The 19,429-nt window shown below is 51.5% G+C and carries 15 protein-coding genes; 11 read left to right on the top strand and 4 right to left on the bottom strand.

From position 1 onward, the window contains the following. The first annotated feature begins 3 nt into the window (after positions 1-3). Positions 4-594, top strand: coding sequence for a DNA endonuclease SmrA (gene smrA, locus K0I63_RS10625; protein ID WP_220081013.1), 591 nt, complete (start codon positions 4-6; stop codon positions 592-594). Positions 595-747: 153 nt separating this feature from the next. On the opposite strand, the gene K0I63_RS10620 is transcribed toward smrA, so the two are convergent. After that, complete coding sequence (locus K0I63_RS10620; protein WP_220081012.1) at positions 748-2,652, bottom strand: M2 family metallopeptidase; 1,905 nt, start codon at positions 2,650-2,652, stop codon at positions 748-750. Between the two features lie 219 nt (positions 2,653-2,871). Here K0I63_RS10620 and psrA point away from each other — a divergent pair, with 219 nt between their 5' ends. After that, a complete protein-coding gene (gene psrA, locus K0I63_RS10615; RefSeq protein WP_011865850.1) occupies positions 2,872-3,510 on the top strand; it encodes a TetR family transcriptional repressor PsrA in 639 nt (212 codons plus the stop codon). A gap of 8 nt (positions 3,511-3,518) precedes the next feature. Beyond that, a complete protein-coding gene (locus K0I63_RS10610; RefSeq protein WP_220081011.1) occupies positions 3,519-5,795 on the top strand; it encodes an acyl-CoA dehydrogenase in 2,277 nt (758 codons plus the stop codon). Between the two features lie 141 nt (positions 5,796-5,936). Here the strand turns inward: K0I63_RS10610 and pyk are convergent, their stop codons facing one another. Next, positions 5,937-7,376 carry a pyruvate kinase gene (pyk, locus tag K0I63_RS10605; RefSeq protein ID WP_011865848.1) on the bottom strand — a complete coding sequence of 480 codons (1,440 nt, stop codon included), beginning with the start codon at positions 7,374-7,376 and terminating at the stop codon, positions 5,937-5,939. Positions 7,377-7,559: 183 nt separating this feature from the next. After that, positions 7,560-8,414 (bottom strand): MurR/RpiR family transcriptional regulator, encoded by an 855-nt coding sequence (locus K0I63_RS10600; protein WP_011865847.1) that lies wholly within the window; start codon positions 8,412-8,414, stop codon positions 7,560-7,562. 308 nt (positions 8,415-8,722) lie between these two features. Between K0I63_RS10600 and zwf the strand changes: the two genes are divergently transcribed. Genes zwf through K0I63_RS10580 form a run of 4 tightly spaced genes read left to right on the top strand, consistent with a single transcriptional unit; the run spans position 8,723 to position 13,405 of the window. Then, positions 8,723-10,195 (top strand): glucose-6-phosphate dehydrogenase, encoded by a 1,473-nt coding sequence (gene zwf / locus K0I63_RS10595; protein ID WP_220081010.1) that lies wholly within the window; start codon positions 8,723-8,725, stop codon positions 10,193-10,195. A 12-nt stretch (positions 10,196-10,207) separates the two neighbouring features. Continuing rightward, entirely contained in the window at positions 10,208-10,906 is a 699-nt protein-coding gene (gene pgl, locus K0I63_RS10590; protein ID WP_220081009.1) for a 6-phosphogluconolactonase, read from the top strand. A 9-nt stretch (positions 10,907-10,915) separates the two neighbouring features. Then, a complete protein-coding gene (gene edd / locus K0I63_RS10585; RefSeq protein ID WP_220078358.1) occupies positions 10,916-12,742 on the top strand; it encodes a phosphogluconate dehydratase in 1,827 nt (608 codons plus the stop codon). A gap of 21 nt (positions 12,743-12,763) precedes the next feature. After that, a complete protein-coding gene (locus K0I63_RS10580) occupies positions 12,764-13,405 on the top strand; it encodes a bifunctional 4-hydroxy-2-oxoglutarate aldolase/2-dehydro-3-deoxy-phosphogluconate aldolase (protein ID WP_144204237.1) in 642 nt (213 codons plus the stop codon). A 104-nt stretch (positions 13,406-13,509) separates the two neighbouring features. Here the strand turns inward: K0I63_RS10580 and eco are convergent, their stop codons facing one another. Next, a complete protein-coding gene (gene eco, locus K0I63_RS10575) occupies positions 13,510-14,067 on the bottom strand; it encodes a serine protease inhibitor ecotin (protein ID WP_220081008.1) in 558 nt (185 codons plus the stop codon). A 399-nt stretch (positions 14,068-14,466) separates the two neighbouring features. Between eco and K0I63_RS10570 the strand changes: the two genes are divergently transcribed. The 4 genes from K0I63_RS10570 (at position 14,467) to K0I63_RS10555 (ending at position 19,381) form a co-directional block, all read left to right on the top strand. Then, on the top strand, positions 14,467-15,552 hold the full coding sequence (locus tag K0I63_RS10570; RefSeq protein WP_220081007.1) for a cation diffusion facilitator family transporter: 1,086 nt from the start codon (positions 14,467-14,469) through the stop codon (positions 15,550-15,552). A 42-nt stretch (positions 15,553-15,594) separates the two neighbouring features. Further along, the gene (locus tag K0I63_RS10565; protein WP_220042510.1) at positions 15,595-16,008 is read left to right on the top strand and encodes a MarR family winged helix-turn-helix transcriptional regulator; all 414 of its coding nucleotides are present in this window, start codon (positions 15,595-15,597) and stop codon (positions 16,006-16,008) included. A 566-nt stretch (positions 16,009-16,574) separates the two neighbouring features. Further along, positions 16,575-18,203, top strand: coding sequence for a phosphoethanolamine transferase (locus K0I63_RS10560; RefSeq protein ID WP_220081006.1), 1,629 nt, complete (start codon positions 16,575-16,577; stop codon positions 18,201-18,203). Positions 18,204-18,352: 149 nt separating this feature from the next. Beyond that, positions 18,353-19,381 (top strand): GGDEF domain-containing protein, encoded by a 1,029-nt coding sequence (locus tag K0I63_RS10555; protein ID WP_220081005.1) that lies wholly within the window; start codon positions 18,353-18,355, stop codon positions 19,379-19,381. Positions 19,382-19,429: the final 48 nt, after the last annotated feature.

Genomic DNA, 19,429 nt, shown 5'->3' with positions numbered 1-19,429 from the left:
GGCATGAGTGAAGATGAAAGCGCTTTATTTCTCGCTTCTATGCAAGGTGTTAAGCCGTTAAAGACAAGTAATGCGGTCACGCCAATTCAGAGTGGTTTGAGCGCTGAGGGGCAGCAGCGTCACCATGATGCGCAGCGGCGCTTAGCGCTGGAGAAACTGTCCCTCGAACTGAATGATATTACGCCGCTGGACCCACATGCCGTGGTGAGCGTTAAGAAACAGGGCGTGCAGGGACAGGTGTTTAAGCTGTTTCGCCAGGGAAAATATGATGTGCAGGCGGATCTGGATGTAACCGGCCTGAGTCTAGCCAGGGCTAGAGAGCTGCTTTTCGATTTTGTGATAAACAGTCAGGCGTCAGGGTTAAGAAACCTTATCGTGATCCACGGCACTGGGGTGAATAGTCAGCCTATTCCCGCCAAACTTAAATCTTATGTCTCGGCCTGGCTTGCCGAGATAGAGGTGGTGCAGGCTTTTCACAGTGCGCCAGCTGCCTGGGGCGGTCCAGGTGCCATGATGGTGATGCTAACGAAATCGGAGCAAGATAAGTTAGACACCGCAGAGCAACATGCTAAAGGCACACACCGCTGGGCTTAACCTAGCAAGGCTCTTAATTTGTGAGAGCGCTTGTTGCTGCCTTAATAGTGTTTAGTTTAAAAAAATCACCTCCGAGGAGGTGATTTTTTGTTTCTACTGTCTCAAATCAGGCTATGTATTGGTTTAAGTGCGCCTGTTTGATGAGATTACCGCTTACCAGCCACACTGACGGTTAGCCTGCTTGTTCTGCTCATCCAGCCAGACTTTTAGCGGCGCAAAGTAATCGAGTACCGCAGAGGCATCCATGTTTTGCGAGCCCGTGACCACTTCAAGGGCTTCTGGCCAAGGCTTACTCTGACCCATCTCTAACATGGCGTTTAGCTTAGCGCCCGCGTCCTTGTTACCATAAATGCTGCAACGGTGAACCGGGCCCTTATCGCCGGCGATATCACACAGCGCCTTGTGGAACTGGAACTGGAGAATGTGCGCCAGGAAGTAGCGGGTGTAGGGCACGTTGCCGGGTACATGGTACTTGGCACCCGGGTCGAAGTCGGCTTCGCTACGGGCGATTGGCGCCTTAACGCCCTGATACTTCTCACGTAGCTCCCACCAGGCTTGGTTGTATTGCGCCGGGGTGATCTCGCCGCTAAATACCTTCCAGCGCCATTGATCTATCATGAGGCCGAAGGGCAGGAAGGCTACTTTATCCAGAGCCTGTCTAAGCAAGAGACCGATATCTTTAGAGGCATCTGGCACCTCTTCCAGTAAGCCTATCTGCTTCAGGTAGTTAGGCGTGATCGACAGGGCGACCGTGTCACCAATCGCCTCATGGAAGCCGTCGTTGGCGCTGTTCTTAAAGATGAAGGGCTGCTCTTTATAGGCGCGTTGGTAGAAGTTGTGGCCCAGTTCATGGTGAATCACGGTGAAATCTTCCGCCGTCTTCTGGATACACATCTTGATACGAATATCATCTAGGTTATCCAGATCCCAGGCCGAGGCGTGACAGACCACATCGCGATCCTTGGGCTGCAGGAATAGTGAACGGCTCCAGAAGGTTTCTGGTAGTGCGTCAAAACCGAGCGAGGTGAAGAAGCTCTCGGCCTGTTTAACCATCTGATGCTCATCGTAGCCCTGTTTTGCCAGCAGCTCGGTGACATCATAGCCAGGGTCCGCATCTTGCGGCGCCACCATGTCATAGACGTTACCCCATTGCTGCGCCCACATGTTGCCAAGCAGATGTGCTGGAATAGGGCCTTTGTTAGGTGCGACTTCATCACCATATTTTTCGTTCAGCTCGCCCCTGACATAACAGTGCAGCGATTCATACAGAGGCTCTACTTGGCCCCAGAGTCTGTCGAGCTCTGCAGAGAAGGCATCAGGCTGCATGTCGTACTGGCTACGCCAGAGTTCTGATAGGTTGGCATAACCGAGATCTTTAGCCCCTTCGTTGGCTAACTCCACCTCGCGCTCAAACAGCGGACGCATCGGCTTGGCTATTTCGCGCCAGCCTTTCCAGATCTCCTCAAGCTCTTTAGGATCGCGTGAGCTAGCCATGATGCCTGAAAGTTCTGGCTGAGTGAGACAGCGTCCATCGGCCAGACAGTATTTGCCTTTACCATAGAGGCCATTTAGCTCGGCGCTGATATTGGCAAGTTCGGCATTCTTCTTAGGATCCAGAGGGGCCGGCAGCACCAATGCGCTACGTAAGATGTTGAGTTTACGTGTGTTGACCTCATCCAGTGGCAGCTGGCTATAGTTGGCGGCTTGGGTGGCGAGTTGTACCGATAGGGCGGTTTGGCGTTCGCCGACAGAGGCGGCGAGGGCGGCCGTGTCTTCAGTGATGAAGTTGCTGTAGATCCACTCGGCGCGATTTTGTTCAATAGACAGATCGGCGAGTTGGCTCTCGGCATTGCTGATAAACTGTTTGGCTTCGGCCAGCTTATCTTGCTCAGAGGTTTGCTGTTTTAGAGCATCTTGCCCTGCTGCCTGCTGGGCTTTGCTTTCTGCAGTGGCCTTGCTTTCTGTATTAGCATTGTTCTCGTCGTTACAGCCGCCGATCCCTAGAGAGAGTGCGATGACCACGGCAACCGGGGTCAACTTGGCACAAATTGGTTTCATGAGTGCTTCCTTTGTTATTTTTGTGTGGCTTTTTGTGGGGCATAGTTTACTCAATTTCACCAAATTTTACAGTTGAACGCGCTTTTCCTTATCTGCCATAGCCATGAATGGTCCCCATGCCTGTGCAAGGCTGCGCAAAGCTTGTCGATTTCCATTTGACAATAGGTGAACCAGTGTTTAATTTAAACACACGTTTAAATCAGAGTTGTAGGTCACGGAATGGCAAATCGATCCGACACGAAAACAAGAATACTGGATGCGGCAGAAAAGCTATTCGCCGAGCGCGGCTTTTCAGAAACCTCCTTGCGGCTGATCACCAGCAAGGCAGAGGTTAACCTCGCCTCGGTAAACTATCATTTTGGCTCTAAGAAAGAGCTGATCCGCGCCGTACTCGCGCGCTATCTGGACCGTTTCATGCCAGAAGCCTCAGATGCCGTGGTGCAATTAAAACAGGCTAGCGAACCCAGCCTGAATGAGATCTTCTCGTCATTGGTTAAACCGCTCCTCGAGCTTAACAAGTTTAAGGCCGATGGCACCCGCACCTTTTTGCAGCTGCTGGGCCGTGGCTATATCGAGAGTCAGGGCCATTTAAGATGGTTTATCACCACGCATTATGGTGAGCATCTGAGCGAGTTTGTGAAGGCGGTTGCCGAAAGCGCGCCACATATTCCCCCCGCAGAGATGTTTTGGCGATTACACTTTACCTTGGGCACTGTGGTCTTCACCATGGCATCAGCCGATGCCTTGACCGAAATTGCCGAGGCAGATTTCAATGAGCACAATGATATCGAAGCCGTGATCCGCAAGGTCATACCATATCTGGCTGCCGGTGTGGCAGTGCCTGTGACAACGCAGTAGGGGGCAACATGACACTCTTTATCCTGGCACTATTGGTCATCATAGTGCTTTTTGGCGTGAAAAATATCCGTATGCAGTGTATCACGCGGCCCGTATTCGCCTTCTTTAAGAAGGTGTTGCCGCCGCTCTCAGATACTGAGAAAGAGGCGATGGAAGCCGGTGATGTGTGGTGGGAAGCCGAGCTGTTTCGTGGCAAACCAAATTGGGACACGCTGCACAGCTACGGCCGTCCAAGGCTGACCGAAGAGGAGAAAGCCTTTATCGATGAGCAGGTGATGACGGCCCTGACTATGATTGATGATTTCAACATAGTGCAGGAACGTAAAGATCTGCCGCCCGAGCTGTGGGACTACTTCAAGAAAGAGGGCTTCTTCGCCCTGATCATCCCCAAAGAGTATGGCGGTAAGGCCTTTTCTGCCTATGCCAACTCAACCATCGTCAGTAAGCTTGCCAGTCGTAGCGTCAGCGCGGCGGTGAGTGTGATGGTGCCAAACTCCCTAGGTCCCGGCGAACTGCTGACCCACTATGGCACCAAGGAGCAGCGCGACCACTGGTTGCCGAAACTGGCCAGCGGTGAAGCCGTGCCTTGTTTTGCCCTGACAGGCCCCGAAGCGGGTTCAGATGCGGGCGCCATTCCTGATACCGGCATAGTCTGCCGCGGTGAGTTCCAAGGCGAAGAGGTATTAGGCCTTAAGCTTAACTGGGACAAGCGTTATATCACCCTGGCTCCGGTATCGACGGTATTGGGCTTGGCCTTCCAAATGCGCGACCCTGAAGGTCTGCTGGGAGACAAAGAAGAGATAGGTATAACCTGCGCCCTTATTCCAACGGATCATCCCGGCGTTGAGATAGGTAATCGTCACAACCCGCTTAACATGGGCTTCATGAATGGTACCACTCGCGGCGAGGATGTCTTCATTCCGCTGGATTGGATCATTGGTGGGCCGCAATACGCAGGCCGTGGCTGGCGTATGCTGGTCGAGTGTCTCTCGGCCGGTCGCGGCATCTCGCTGCCCGCCTTGGCGACGGCATCTGGTCATGTCACCACGAAAACCACCACGGCTTACAGTTATGTACGCCATCAATTTGGCTTGTCGATCGGCCAGTTTGAAGGGGTGCAAGAGGCCCTGGCGCGTATCATCGCCAACACTTATCAGCTGGAGGCGGCGCGCCGCCTGACCACAACGGGGATCGATCTTAAAGTCAAGCCTTCTGTGGTCACCGCCATCGCCAAATATCATATGACAGAGATGGGCCGTGACGTGCTCAACGATGCCATGGATATTCAATCGGGCAAAGGGATCCAGCTTGGGCCTAAGAACTATCTAGGTCATGGCTATATGGCCACGCCGATATCGATAACGGTAGAAGGGGCGAATATTCTTACCCGCAGCCTGATGATCTTCGGTCAGGGGGCGACACGTTGTCATCCTTATGTACTGGCCGAGATGGAAGCCGCGGCCATGGAAGATACCGGCGAGGCGTTAGAGCGTTTCGATAGTCTACTGCTGGGCCACATGGGCTATGCAGCTCGTAATGCCCTGAGTTCACTATGGGGCGCCTTAACCGGTAGCAGATTCAACTCGGCGCCCGTGTCCGGCGAAACCAAGCAGTACTATAAGGATATGACTCGTCTGTCGGCGGCACTCGCCTTCGTCACCGATCTCTCCATGTTGGTGATGGGCGGCGATCTCAAGCGCAAGGAGATGTTGTCGGCGCGCCTTGGTGATGTGCTCAGTGAACTCTATCTTGGCTCGGCTACCCTCAAGCTGTTCGAAGACAATGGCCGTCAGCAGGATGATCTTCCGACTGTACACTATGTGATGCAGCTTAGGTTGCAAAGGGCGGCTAAGGCGCTTTATGGCGCGCTGCGTAACTTCCCTAATCGCCCACTGGCCTATGCGATGCGTGCGCTGGTGTTCCCGCTGGGAAACCATTTCAATGGTCCAGACGACAAGCTCACTATTGCCGTGTGTCAGAGCATGCTCAGACCCGGTCCAGCTCGCGATAGGTTGACCCATCTGTGCCCTGATTTCGAAGGCGACAATGGTGGTATTGCCGAGGTGGAAGATGCGTTTATTGCTCAGTACAAGGCAAAGCAGCTGTTTAAGACGCTGCGCAATGCCCAGAAGGAAGGCAAGCTTGAGCGTAAACAGGCTAACGACGCCCTGTATGCCCAAGCCTATGAGCTTAAGATCATCACTGAGGCAGAACGCGACACGCTACTCGAGGCCGACAGGCTACGTAAGATAGCGATCGCTGTGGATGAGTTTGAAAGCTTCTAACGGTCGGTGACGTTAAGCTTTCAGTTTTAATATACAGGCGCTGACATTTAGCCTGCCATAAAAAAAGGTACGCATAGCGTACCTTTTTCTTTTAGGGCGGTTCATCTAACTAAGCGAACCGCTTGATTGTTGCTGAAAGTCTTAGGCGACGATCAGAACCTTACAGGTGTTAGTGCCACCGATAGTTTCCATCGCGTCACCCTTGGTCATCAGTACCATGTCACCGGAGGTGAGGTAACCCGCTTCGGTCAGGGCTTCGAGTGCCTTCTTCGCTAGCTCGTCTGCGCCGTAGGCCGTTGAGTCGAAGTAGACAGGTTGTACGCCGCGATACAGTGCCATCTTAGCCAGAGTCACGTCGTGACGTGATAGGGCCAGGATAGGCAGGGCAGAGCTTATACGAGACATAAGCTGAGGCGTCGCACCAGATTCTGTCAGGGCAACGATAGCCTTAACGCCTTCCAGGTGGTTAGCCGCATACATGGTCGACAGGGCGATGGTTTCTTCAACAGAGGTGAAACGCTCGTCCATACGGTGCTTAGACACCTGAACGCTTGGGTGTGCTTCGGCGCCAAGACAAACATTAGCCATCGCCTTAACGGTTTCTTCTGGGAAGTCACCGGCAGCGGTTTCGGCTGAAAGCATGACGGCGTCAGTGCCATCAAGCACGGCGTTAGCCACGTCCATTACTTCGGCGCGGGTAGGCATTGGGCTGGTGATCATAGACTCCATCATCTGAGTCGCGGTGATCACGCTCTTGTTCAGCTGGCGAGAACGGCTGATCAGTTTCTTCTGCACCGCAACCAGGGCAGCGTCACCAATTTCAACACCCAGGTCACCACGGGCAACCATCACGGCGTCAGAGGCTAGGATCACATCGTCCATCGCTTCATCAGAGGCAACGGCTTCGGCGCGCTCTACTTTAGAGACGATCAGCGCATTGCTACCAGCCTTCTGAGCCAATTCACGAGCGTAGTTCAGATCGGCGCCGCTGCGTGGGAAAGAAACAGCTAGGTAGTCGACCTTGATGGCCGCGGCTGTGATGATGTCTTGCTTGTCTTTCTCGGTCAACGCCGCGGCAGACAAACCACCACCTTTCTTGTTGATGCCCTTGTTGTTAGACAGGGGACCGGCAACCGTCACTGTGGTGTGAACCTTATTACCTTCAACTTTTTCTACTTTAAGCTGAACACGACCATCGTCGAGCATCAGGATATCGCCGATGGTGACATCTTGCGGTAGCTCTTTATAGTCGATACCCACTTGGTGTTCATCACCTTGGCCTTTTTCGAGATCGGCATCTAAGATGAATGCCTGACCGATATCCAGTTGCACCTTCTTGTTGTCTTTGAAGGTTGATACACGGATTTTAGGGCCTTGTAGATCACCCAGTACGGCAACGTGAACACCAAGTTCTTTAGCGATATTTCGCACGTCGGTGGCACGTTTCAGGTGATCTTCAGGTGAACCATGAGAGAAGTTTAGGCGAACAACGTTTGCACCAGCTTTGATAATACGACGTAGATTGTCGTCACGATCGGTTGCTGGACCCAGAGTCGTTACAATTTTGGTTCTGCGGAACATGAGATACTCCGTTAAGTTTTAAATAATCTTACTCTATATTAACAGACAAAATGGAGTTTTGTAGGAAAATTACAAACAAAATGATCTATCTCAAATTATTAATTTTGTGAACTGCTGCGATTAAAAGTGAAAAAAAAGGCGGCCCCTTATACAAGGGCCGCCTAATATCCTTACAAAACTGGACTATAGTGTCGCTTCTTTGTCTATGCGAGACTCTTTCAACACCTCTTTTACCCGCTTCAAACTTTCTCTGAAACGTGGGCCGCGGCGCAGGGTAAAACCAGTTGCCAACACGTCGACAATGACCAGTTGAGCCAGGCGTGAAGCCATAGGTAGATACATGTCGGTATCTTCGGGGACTTCCATGGTCACTGGCAGGGTACATTCGGCGCTGAGCGGCGAGTTACGTGAGGTGATGGCGATCACCGCGGCGCCGTTCTCACGGGCCAGGCGGGCGATATCAATCAGTGACTTGGTACGGCCTGTGTGGCTGATCAACACCACCACGTCGCCTTCGCTGCTGTTGATACAGCTCATGCGTTGCATCAAGACATCGTCGAAGCAGATCACAGGGACATTGAAGCGGAAAAATTTGTTCTGCGCGTCATGGGCAACAGAGGCCGAGGCGCCAAGGCCAAAGAAGGAGATCTTCTTTGCCTGCGTAAGAATATCGACCGCCTTATTGATGGCTGCCGTATCCATGCTCTGTCTGGCGGTATCCAGTGCCGCCATGGAAGACTCGAAGATCTTAGTGGTGTAGGAGTCTGGGCTGTCGTCTTCTTCGACGTGGCGGCTGACATAAGGCGTACCGTTGGCCAGGCTCTGTGCTAAGTGCAGCTTAAAATCGGGGAAGCCTTTAGTGTCGAGACGACGGCAGAAGCGGTTCACAGTAGGCTCGCTCACGTCGGCCATCTTAGCCAAGGTGGCGATGCTGGAGTGAATCGCGGTTTGTGGTGACGCCAGGATCACCTCAGCCACTTTACGTTCCGACTTACTGAAATGTGTTAGGTTTTTCTGAACCTTTTCTAGGGTATTCATATGCGTACATCCACTGGATTGTAATGTAATTATATTTATTCTTTTATGTCATGATAGAACCAAACAAAAAGTGCTACAGTTTGGTTTATATGACGAATTATGATCTAACTACAGAGCAAACTTTCTACTATATATAGTAATTTAATCACAAAAAGCATATCAGATTTTGGTGTCTCGTTGCTAGTTTACTAATAGGTCATTTTTTGCAAAATTTAGATGCAATTAACAAATTCTGTTGTTATATTACAACAAACATGTGAGCTTCTCATCGAAACGATGGGACACAGTACATAGGAGATTTTTAAGCTATGGGCATGACATCACCAGAAGCCAAAGCTTGTGATTTTGTATTGTTCGGCACCAAAGGCGATCTCGCCAGACGTAAGTTACTCCCTTCTCTTTATCAACTGGATAAGGCAGGTCTGCTCAATGAGGAGACTAAGATAGTCGGGGTAGCCAAAGACGCCTTTAGCCATGATGAGTATCAGGAGCTGGTCGTCACGGCACTAAAGAGCTTCGTTAAAGAAGCCCTGTGTGATGAAACCCTCGAGCGATTCCTAAAGCGCTGTGTCTATATTGGGACTAACTTCACCGAAGCAGAAGGTTACAGTGCCTTCCATGAGATCCTCGAGCCCAAGAAGCGTGTCATGGTGAACTACTTCGCGACGCCGCCGGCCATCTTTGGCGATATCTGTCGCTGCCTGCATGAACAAAACCTTATCTATCCCGATACCCGTGTCGTCCTCGAAAAGCCCATCGGCTCAGATCTCGCTTCTTCTAAAGTCATTAACGATCAAGTCAGCGCCTACTTTAATGAAAACCAAGTCTACCGTATCGACCATTACCTAGGTAAAGAGACGGTACAGAACCTGATCGCGCTGCGATTCGCTAACTCCTTGTTTGCCTCTAAGTGGGATAACCGCACGATCGACCATGTGCAGATCACTGTGGCCGAAGAGGTGGGTATCGAAGGTCGCTGGGGCTATTTCGATAAGGCCGGTCAGATGCGCGATATGATCCAAAACCATCTGCTACAGGTTCTTACCTTGGTCGCCATGGATCCGCCAGTAAACCTGGACGCAGACAGCATTCGCGATGAGAAGGTCAAAGTGCTTAAGTCACTGCGTAAGATAGATGCCGATAACATCTATGAAAACACGGTGCGCGGCCAGTACTCAGCCGGTTTCCTCAAAGGGGCGCCAGTACCTGGCTACCTGGAAGAAGAGGGTGCTAATACTCAGTCTCACGCCGAGACCTTCGTCGCCCTGCGCGTCGATATCGACAACTGGCGTTGGGCCGGTGTGCCTTTCTATCTGCGTAGCGGTAAGCGTATGCCGACCAAGAGTTCTGAAATCGTCGTCTATTTCAAGAACCCACCCCATAACCTGTATCGTTCAAGCTACCGCAACCTGCCGCCAAACAAGCTGACTATTCGTCTGCAGCCTCACGAAGGGGTTGAGATCCAGATGATGAACAAGGTGCCGGGTCTTGAGCAGAAACAAAGACTACAAACCACAAAGCTGGATTTGAGTTTCTCCGATACCTTCAAGAACGACCGCATCGCCGATGCCTATGAGCGTCTGCTACTCGAAGCCATGCTGGGTAATCAGGCGCTATTCGTACGCCGAGATGAAGTTGAGCAGGCATGGACCTGGGTCGACGGCATCATTCAGGCGTGGGAAGAGAGCAATGAGACGCCTAAGCCATACCCAGCCGGTAGCTGGGGCCCTGTGGCATCAGTTGCTTTGATCGCTAAAGACGGCCGCTCTTGGGACGAATAAGGGGATTTTAAGATGATTAAAGAATCCGTATTCAAATCTTTTGATAGCAAAGCCAGCCTGGAGGAGCAACTTGCCGAGCGCATCGCCGAGCAGCTTCAGGCGGCTATAGATGCCCGTGGCAAGGCTAGCCTGGTAGTGTCTGGTGGCTCGACACCACTGGCACTGTTTAAGCTGCTGAGTCAGAAGGCGATCGAATGGAACGATGTCTATATCACCCTGGCCGATGAGCGCTGGGTCGATAGCGAGCACAGCGATTCCAACGAGCGTTTGGTGAGACAACACCTGCTGCAAAACCGCGCCGCGGGCGCTAAGTTTCGCGGCCTGAAGAACATGTTCACCACCCCAGAGGCTGGCGTCGACATGGCCATAGAGCAACTCGCCAACTTCCCGAGGCCCTTCGATGTGGTGGTGCTCGGCATGGGCAACGATGGCCATACCTGTTCATGGTTCCCGTGCGCTAAGGAGATTGAACAGGCGCTGAGCACCCAGGCGTTGTGCCTGGCGGTGAATCCGGGCGAGGCACCCCATGGTCGTATGACCATCTCCAAGCAGGGGATCTTAGCGTCACGCCAAATCTATTTACACATAGTCGGTGAACAGAAGCTCGCCGTTTACCGACAAGCGCTCGAGAATGACGATGCCAAGGTGATGCCGATACGTGCGGTACTTGCCCAGCACAAGACACCCGTCGATGTTTATTGGAGCGCTTAAGGAGCGATTATGCATTCAGTAGTACAGTCAGTTACCGACAGGATCATTGCCAGAAGCCAAGCGACTCGCGCAAAGTATCTTGCGGCGCTGGGCGAAGCAAAAGCCAATGGCGTTCATCGCAGCAGCCTGAGCTGTGGCAACCTAGCCCACGGTTTTGCCGCCTGTAGTCCGGCGGATAAGAATGCCATCAAGGCATTCAATAAAGCCAACATAGGTATTGTTACCGCGTTCAACGACATGTTGTCGGCCCATCAGCCATACGAGCATTACCCTCAGCTGTTGAAAGACGCCTGTCACGAGGTTGGCAGCGTTGCCCAGGTGGCCGCAGGCGTGCCCGCCATGTGTGACGGTGTGACCCAAGGGCAACCCGGCATGGAGCTCAGCCTGCTTAGCCGTGAGGTAATTGCCATGTCAACGGCTGTGGGTCTGTCTCACAACATGTTTGACGGCGCCTTGCTACTGGGGATCTGTGACAAGATAGTTCCTGGTCTGTTGATCGGCGCTCTGAGCTTCGGTCATCTGCCTATGTTGTTTGTGCCAGCCGGTCCGATGAAATCCGGTATTCCTAACAAGGAGAAGGCGCGGGTTCGACAAAAGTTTGCCCAGGGGCAGGTGGATCGCGCCGCGCTCTTGGAAGCCGAGTCTAAGTCTTATCACAGCGCGGGCACCTGTACCTTCTACGGTACGGCAAACAGCAATCAGCTGATGCTGGAAGTGATGGGCCTGCAACTACCAGGTTCCTCATTCGTGAATCCTGACGATCCGCTGCGTGAAGCCCTGAATAAGATGGCGGCTAAGCAGGTGTGTCGTCTCACCGAGATGGGTACCCAATACACACCAATCGGTGAGGTGGTTAACGAGAAATCTGTGGTCAATGGCATAGTTGCCTTGCTGGCAACGGGTGGCTCGACCAACCTGACCATGCATATCGTTGCCGCTGCCCGTGCTGCCGGCATTATCGTCAACTGGGATGATTTCTCTGAGCTGTCAGACGCCGTGCCGTTACTTGCTCGCGTCTATCCTAACGGTCACGCCGACATCAACCACTTCCACGCCGCTGGCGGTATGGCCTTCCTGATCAAGGAACTGCTCGATGCCGGACTGCTGCATGAAGATGTGTTGACGGTGGCCGGTCCTGGTCTGCGTCGTTACACCCAGGAGCCACGCCTTATCGACAATGAATTGGTTTGGGTCGAAGGCCCAAGTGACTCTCTGGATAAAGAGGTGCTGACGGCCGTGGCATCGCCATTCCAGGCCAACGGTGGATTGAAGCTGCTTAAGGGTAACCTGGGGCGTGCGGTGATCAAGGTATCAGCGGTTGCCGAATCGCACCGATTTGTCGAGGCGCCAGCCGTGGTGATCGACGATCAGAACAAACTCGAAGGCTTGTTCAAGGCCGGAGAGCTCGACAGAGACTGTGTCGTCGTGGTTAAAGGCCAAGGGCCCAAGGCGATCGGTATGCCTGAGCTGCATAAGTTAACGCCAATCCTGGGCTCGCTACAGGATAAAGGCTTTAAGGTTGCGCTGCTGACCGATGGCCGTATGTCTGGTGCATCCGGTAAGGTGCCTGCGGCGATCCATCTGACGCCAGAGGCATTAGACGGTGGTCTGATTGCCAAGGTTGAGAATGGTGACCTGATTCGTGTCGATGCTAATACAGGTGAGGTGAGCCTGCTGGTCGATGAGGCTGTACTGGCGAGTCGTGAAGCGGAAAAAGTCGATCTACGTAGTACCAGTTTCGGCATGGGCCGCGAACTGTTTGCGGCGCTGCGTTCCAATTTAAGTAGTCCAGAGACGGGTGCACGTTGCACCACGACCATAGACGAAAATTATTAATCATTGAGGAAGCTTTTAGCAATGGCTGAGAATAACTGGTCAATTCAACCCCAAGATATTTTTAAACGTAGCCCGATCGTTCCCGTCATGGTGATTAATAAGATTGAGGATGCGGTTCCACTCGCCAGAGCCCTGGTCGAAGGTGGCATCAGCGTATTGGAAGTGACGCTGCGTACCCCTTGTGCGCTGGAAGCGATCACCAAGATCGCCAAAGAGGTGCCCGAAGCCCTGGTCGGTGCGGGTACCGTGCTCAACGAAGCGCAGCTGCAGCAGGCTATCGATGCCGGCGCTCAGTTTGTGATCACCCCGGGGGCCACGCCTGAGCTGCTAAAGGCGGCGATGAAGGGTAGCGTGCCGTTAATCCCTGGCGTTGCTAGCATCTCTGAGGTGATGGCGGGTATGGCCTTGGGTTACACCAACTTTAAGTTCTTCCCAGCAGAGGCATCTGGCGGCGTGAATGCGCTGAAGGCCTTCTCAGGTCCGCTAGCCGACATACGTTTCTGCCCAACCGGCGGCATTACCCCGAGCAGCTACAAAGATTATTTGGCGCTTAAGAATGTCGATTGTATCGGCGGCAGCTGGATTGCCCCAACCGATGCTATGGAGCAGGGCGACTGGGCGCGTATCACCCAGTTGTGTAAAGACGCCATCAACGGCCTGTAATTACGCTAAGCAAATGCTGCGAGCGTTATAAAAAAACCTCTGCCTAGGCAGAGGTTTTTTTGTATCTGATTAATATGAGCAACAGGCCGTAAGGCTGAACACAACTACTTGGCTTCGCTGTACTGATAGTCGCTGCTGGCCTGCCAGATGCGGTATCTAAGCTGAGCACCTGCAGGCAAGTAAAACACCTTAGGTAAGCGACTGTCGTAGGCTAAGGTAAGCTTCTCAGGCAGGGTGAGGAATGCTGTCTTCTTTGCCTTATCGAAACAGGCCATCATGGTGCTAGGACCTTGATGTATGGCATCCACCTGATAATAGCTATAGCCCCAGCCTTTTACCGTATGCTGAGTTATCTCCCCCGACAGTCCATGCTTGTTGCAATCTACCTCTTCGCTGCGGCCGATGGCTATCTCCAGGCGATAGTCGCCCTCATTGGCAAGTTTTGGCAGGGTAAGAATATGTTGCACCAGGCCGTCAGTTGGCGCAGGAAACATCTTAGTAGCTTCTTCGGCTTGATAGTCGCTTGCAGAGTAGCTTATTGCGACGGGCATGGTTAACTGCTGTGGCTTGGCGGGACTGGTCGCCTGGGCACAGAAGGTGCTAAAGGAGAGACCTAGGCCGATTAATAGGGCAGATGTATATTTGTTCAATGGTAATTTCATGAAAGCTCCTAGCGTTAAATTGAACGGTTATACCTGGTATAAACGCTAGCATAGAGGAAAAGGGTTAAAAGCAAAGAAATAATTTTTAATTTATTGTTTTTAGTTAATTTTTAATATGGCTTGTGACGAGAATGGCAGTTTTCTATTCGAGCATCTCATATTTATTTACTTTGAAAATCAAACTAGTTAATATGCTGACTGTTTGGTTTTCAAAGTATTTGGGTTAAGCGTCTCGGGTACTGATAAACACAAACAGCTAGCTTCGAATCAATATACGAGCCGATGTACGAACCTATATACGAACCAGTAGAAGTTAAACAACCCAAGTTAACTAGCCAAAGTTAATTAACCAAAGTAAACAGCAAAAGCTAACCAATAAAAACGAATAGAGAAACATTCATGCCTAACGTAAAGGATCATCTAGCCCCCTGGCAGCACAGCCACCAGTTCGCTAATTTAAACAGTGATGGCGAGCGCAACACCCGTTATGTGTTACTGCTAACCCTATTTACCATGATCGCCGAGATTGGTGCAGGTACCGTATACGGTTCGATGGCCTTATTGGCCGACGGTTGGCATATGGGTACCCATGCCGCAGCGTTTCTCATTACCCTGTTTGCCTATCACTATGCGAAGAAACATGCTAACAGCCCTGATTTTGCCTTTGGTACAGGTAAGGTTAGCGTATTAGGGGGCTTTACCAGTGCCGTTGCACTCGGGCTCGTTGCGTTACTTATGGTGGTTGAGTCGGTGAGCCGCCTGTTTAACCCCGAGCAGATCCACTTTAACGAAGCCATCTTTGTGGCGGTGATCGGCCTGACGGTCAATGTAATTTCTGTCTTTTTGCTAAAAGACCACCATGGACATCACCACCACGGGCATCATCATAATCACCATCATGATCACAGTCATGACCACAGTCACGGGCATCATCACGATCACAGCCATGAGCACGATCATAGCCACGAGCATGACGCTCATCACCATGTTCATGAGCATAAACATGAAAAAGCGCATGCACACGGTGACAAGGGTCATCATGATCACAACCTGCGCGCTGCGTATTTCCATGTAATGGCCGACGCCTTGACCTCTCTGCTGGCCATTGGCGCCTTACTGTTCGGTAAGTATCTGGGACTGACCTGGTTAGATCCCTTAATGGGCGTGGTTGGCGCTGTGATTATCACCAGCTGGGCGTGGGGCTTGATGAAGCAAACTGGGCCGATTCTGCTCGATGCCAGCATAGAGAAACAATACGTGAAGCAGATGGTTGAGTTGATTGAGGCCGAGCAGGATCATCAGGTGAGCGACATTCACGTCTGGCGTGTTAGCGCCGATCATTATGCCGCCATGGTCTCTATCGTTAGCCATGCGCCGAAGGAGCTGGATTATTTCAAGCAGAAGTTGGCTAAATTTGAACGTATTGACCATCTGACGGTCGAACTCATCACTTGCCGTCAAACTGCTTGCCAAGGGGCAGAATAAGCTTAAATTTCGAACTCTTTAAAAAGGAATTGTGCGTTAACTATGAATAATGACCTATTGAGCCACACCATAGTCGAATTTTATGAAAAGCTCTCGTCTTGGGAGATGGCCGTAGTCAAGGATGCCGGCCACTCCTTGCCTCAGATCCATGCCGTAGAGATTTTGGGCGGCAATGGTGACATGCGTATGAAAGAGCTGGCGGAGAAGATGGGGATCACCACAGGTACTCTGACGGTGCAGATAGATAAGATGGAGCAGGCGGGCCTAGTTGCACGTAAGGCCCACCAGCAAGACAGACGCTCGATTCTGGTTGGATTAACCCAGCAGGGTCAGGCTGTCTACCGGGAGCATGACCAACTGCACCATGGCTTGTCCGATCAACTTACCGCTAAGTTCTCCGACAGCGAACGTGAGCTCTTGTTGAGTTTTTTCCAGCGCATGAACAGCGAGTTTTAACCCGCAACTCATGCACTGCGTCTGTAAAAACACTTTTTTTTCACCTCGGGTGTGTAAACTCCCGAGTGTTAATTCAAAACTTTCAAATATGCTGGTTAATAGGCTTACGCTATAAGCAAATAGCAGTTAACAAATGGCCTTTTACCTATTGCCCTTAAGTCATAGCTGTTAACAAAGGTGTTCTGTGCCTGTGTTGGTAGGCTGATAGCGATTACAATTGTGGCGCGGTGTGTTGATTGGTAATATTGCCGCAACATTTCTGCGCCACGGTTATCTGAAATTTGGCTAATGGCAAAATTTTGATAGCTAAGTGCTATGTGAGAAGTGCTATTAGCTAAGTGCTATTCGAGAATTGCTATTCGCTAAGTACTTTTAGCTAAGTGTTAAAAGTTAAGTGCTTAGAGCATGAATTGCTTCTGATTCGGGCCAGGTTTGGCCCTGATGTGAAAGATGATGCAGAAGATGAAAAAGAAGTCGTGGCGTTATTTGATTGGCAGGTCGTTATAATCGGCAGCTTGGCGATTTTTTGAACGTCATTTTAGGTTTATTTACAGAGAGAACACTCAGTGCTGTCACGCGTTAAAACCCTTTCGGTGAATCAGTTTACACTGATCACTGCGTTATTTTATGTAGGCGTATTTAATATTCCGCTGTTCCAGATCGTTCAGCAGGGTATAGAGAAGCAGGGCGAGGTTAACTACCTCTTCATCGCCACCATTCCGCTATTTCTTATCTTCGCGTTAAGCTTCATCTTTTCGCTTTTTTCGGTTAAGTATCTACTTAAACCGTTTTTCATCATCGTTACTCTGATCTCTTCCAGCGTGTTTTTCGCCGCGCTGCAATATGGCGTCGTGTTCGATTATGGCATGATCGAAAACACAGTGCAGACTAACAGCGCCGAGGCCTTAACCTATCTTAACTGGTCATCAATTTTAAACTTTACCCTGACCGGATTGCTGCCGGCGCTGCTGATCTTTAAGGCCGATATCGTCTACAAGCCTTTCGTGAAAGAGCTACTGCATAAGCTTGCCTTCATGTTCGCCATGCTTGCCGGTATCGCGGTGATCGGCTTCTTCTATTATCAAAACTATGTCGCCTTTGGCCGTAACAACGATCAGATGAAGCGCTACATAGTCCCGACCTATGCCATCGGATCTATGATCAAGTATGTCAAGGTTAACTACTTCCAGGAGCCGCTGGTCTATAAGGTGCAGGGCAAAGATGCCAAGAACCTGACCTTAGATCATAACGGCAAGCCTAACTTGGTGGTGGTTGTGGTCGGCGAGACCGCCAGGGCCCATAACTATGAGTACTATGGCTATGATAAGCCAACCAACGCCCATACCAAGGCGTATGACATGATCGCCTTTAAAAACACCGAGTCTTGCGGCACGGCAACGGCCGTGTCGCTGCCTTGTATGTTCTCTAGCATGGATAGAGAAGATTACGACGCGCGCCAGGCACAGGCCCAGGACACGGCCATGGACGTGCTGGATCACGCCGGTATCTCGCTGGACTGGCTGGATAACGACAGTGGCTGCAAGGGCGTGTGTGACCGCGTTAAACACATCAACATAGATCTCAATAGCGACCCAGAGCTCTGCGACGGTCACTACTGCTACGATCAGGTGCTGCTGAATGAACTCGATAAGCGCCTGGCCGAAGGTGTCAGCCAGGATACCCTTATCGTGCTGCACATCATAGGTTCACACGGCCCGACATACTATTTGCGCTATCCAGAAGCCCATCGCAAGTTTGTGCCCGATTGTCAGCGTAGCGACATCCAAAACTGCAGCGATGAAGAGTTGATGAATACCTATGACAACACCATCTTGTATTCCGACTATATTATCGCTCAGGTGATCTCACGTCTCAAGGCGCAGCAGAACAAGGCCGATACCGCCTTGCTCTATGTGTCCGACCACGGCGAGTCGCTGGGGGAGAGTGGCATGTACCTTCATGGTGCGCCTTATGCGATAGCGCCGGATGAGCAGATCAAGATCCCTATGCTGGCCTGGCTCTCAGCGGACTTCGCCTCCGACAATGGTTTAGACAAGCAGTGTCTGCGTGACCATGCCACCAAGGGCGGCTTCTCACACGATAACCTCTTCTCCAGCCTGCTTGGTCTGATGAACGTATCGACCGAGGTGTATCGCAAGGAAAAGGATCTGTTTGCGACTTGCCGGGTAAAATAGTGGTTTGTAACATAAAAACAACAAAAATAGCTGGTAAGGCTTAAAATTTTCGTTATTGTAGAGATTGCGCCTTCATTCATTAAATTACGCGGATGAAGGCGCCGAGTGTGCGCTAGTGTTCCTCTAATAATAAAATGGCGAAAATCTCTATGAATTTGGCTAAACAACTTACCGAGACCGAACTTTCCGCTAAAATTCTCCGACATGCCGTTCCGCGCATGTCAGAACTCAATATCCCAGTAACCCCAGATAATTATGCCGTGTGGTATGAGTATTTCCGTGGGGTCAATCTGGATCTTAAGCGCGCCATCGACACCCTGGTGGCCAGCCGCGCTCAGTTTACCTCTGAGGTCAATGCCGGCCTCTATAACAGCTTCATTCGCGAGCAGTCACCCGAGGTGATCGAGAATGTGCAGATAGAGACGCAGATCTTGATCAATAATTTTATGACCCGTTTATCCGAGGTCACCGCAGGTACGGCGCAATTTAATCTCAGCCTGACCACCTTTCAGCAGAACATCAGCCAGGACCCAGACCCTAAGACCCTCGAGCGCCTGGTCGATACCCTGGCCGAAGAGGTGTCTCAGGTGGTGATCAGCAATCGCCAGATGGAAGCGAATCTGAAGACGATGAATCAGGAGGTCGCCGCGCTGAAGGCCGAGATGGAAGATCTCAATATCGCCGTGATGACAGATCAGCTCACCTCGCTGCGTAACCGCCGTGCCTTCGATGAGGAGGTGCTGGGTCATATTCAAAGGTTCAGAAGAGAGCAGCGCCTTAGCAGCTTGCTCCTGGTCGATATCGACAACTTTAAGCAGTTTAATGATACCCATGGTCACCTGGTGGGCGATAAGGTACTCGCCTATATCGCACTAGCGTTAAAACAAGGGGTGAAGGGGGATGACTTTGTCGCGCGTTACGGCGGTGAAGAGTTTGTGATCCTGCTGCCCGATACCGAGCATTCAGGCGCCATGGTCGTGGCCGAGCAGCTTAGGGCACGTATCGCCGAGCGCCATCTAAGCATAGGCAAAGATAAGAAGCTATCACTTGGGGCGATCACCGTCTCCATCGGGGTGGCGACACTGCGCCACGATGACGACAGAGAGTCTTATCTGGTGCGCGCCGATGAAGCCCTATATAGAGCCAAGTCAGCGGGCCGTAACTGTGTGAAAGGCTAAGGGGCTCAATAAGTAACTGTTTCAAAGGCTAGCTCTGTTGTGAGCTAG

It is taken from the genome of Shewanella rhizosphaerae (assembly GCF_019457655.1).
GTDB classification, from domain to species: domain Bacteria; phylum Pseudomonadota; class Gammaproteobacteria; order Enterobacterales; family Shewanellaceae; genus Shewanella; species Shewanella loihica.
The sequence above is the reverse complement of the archived record's forward strand: the minus strand, read 5'-3'. Positions and strand labels throughout refer to the sequence as shown.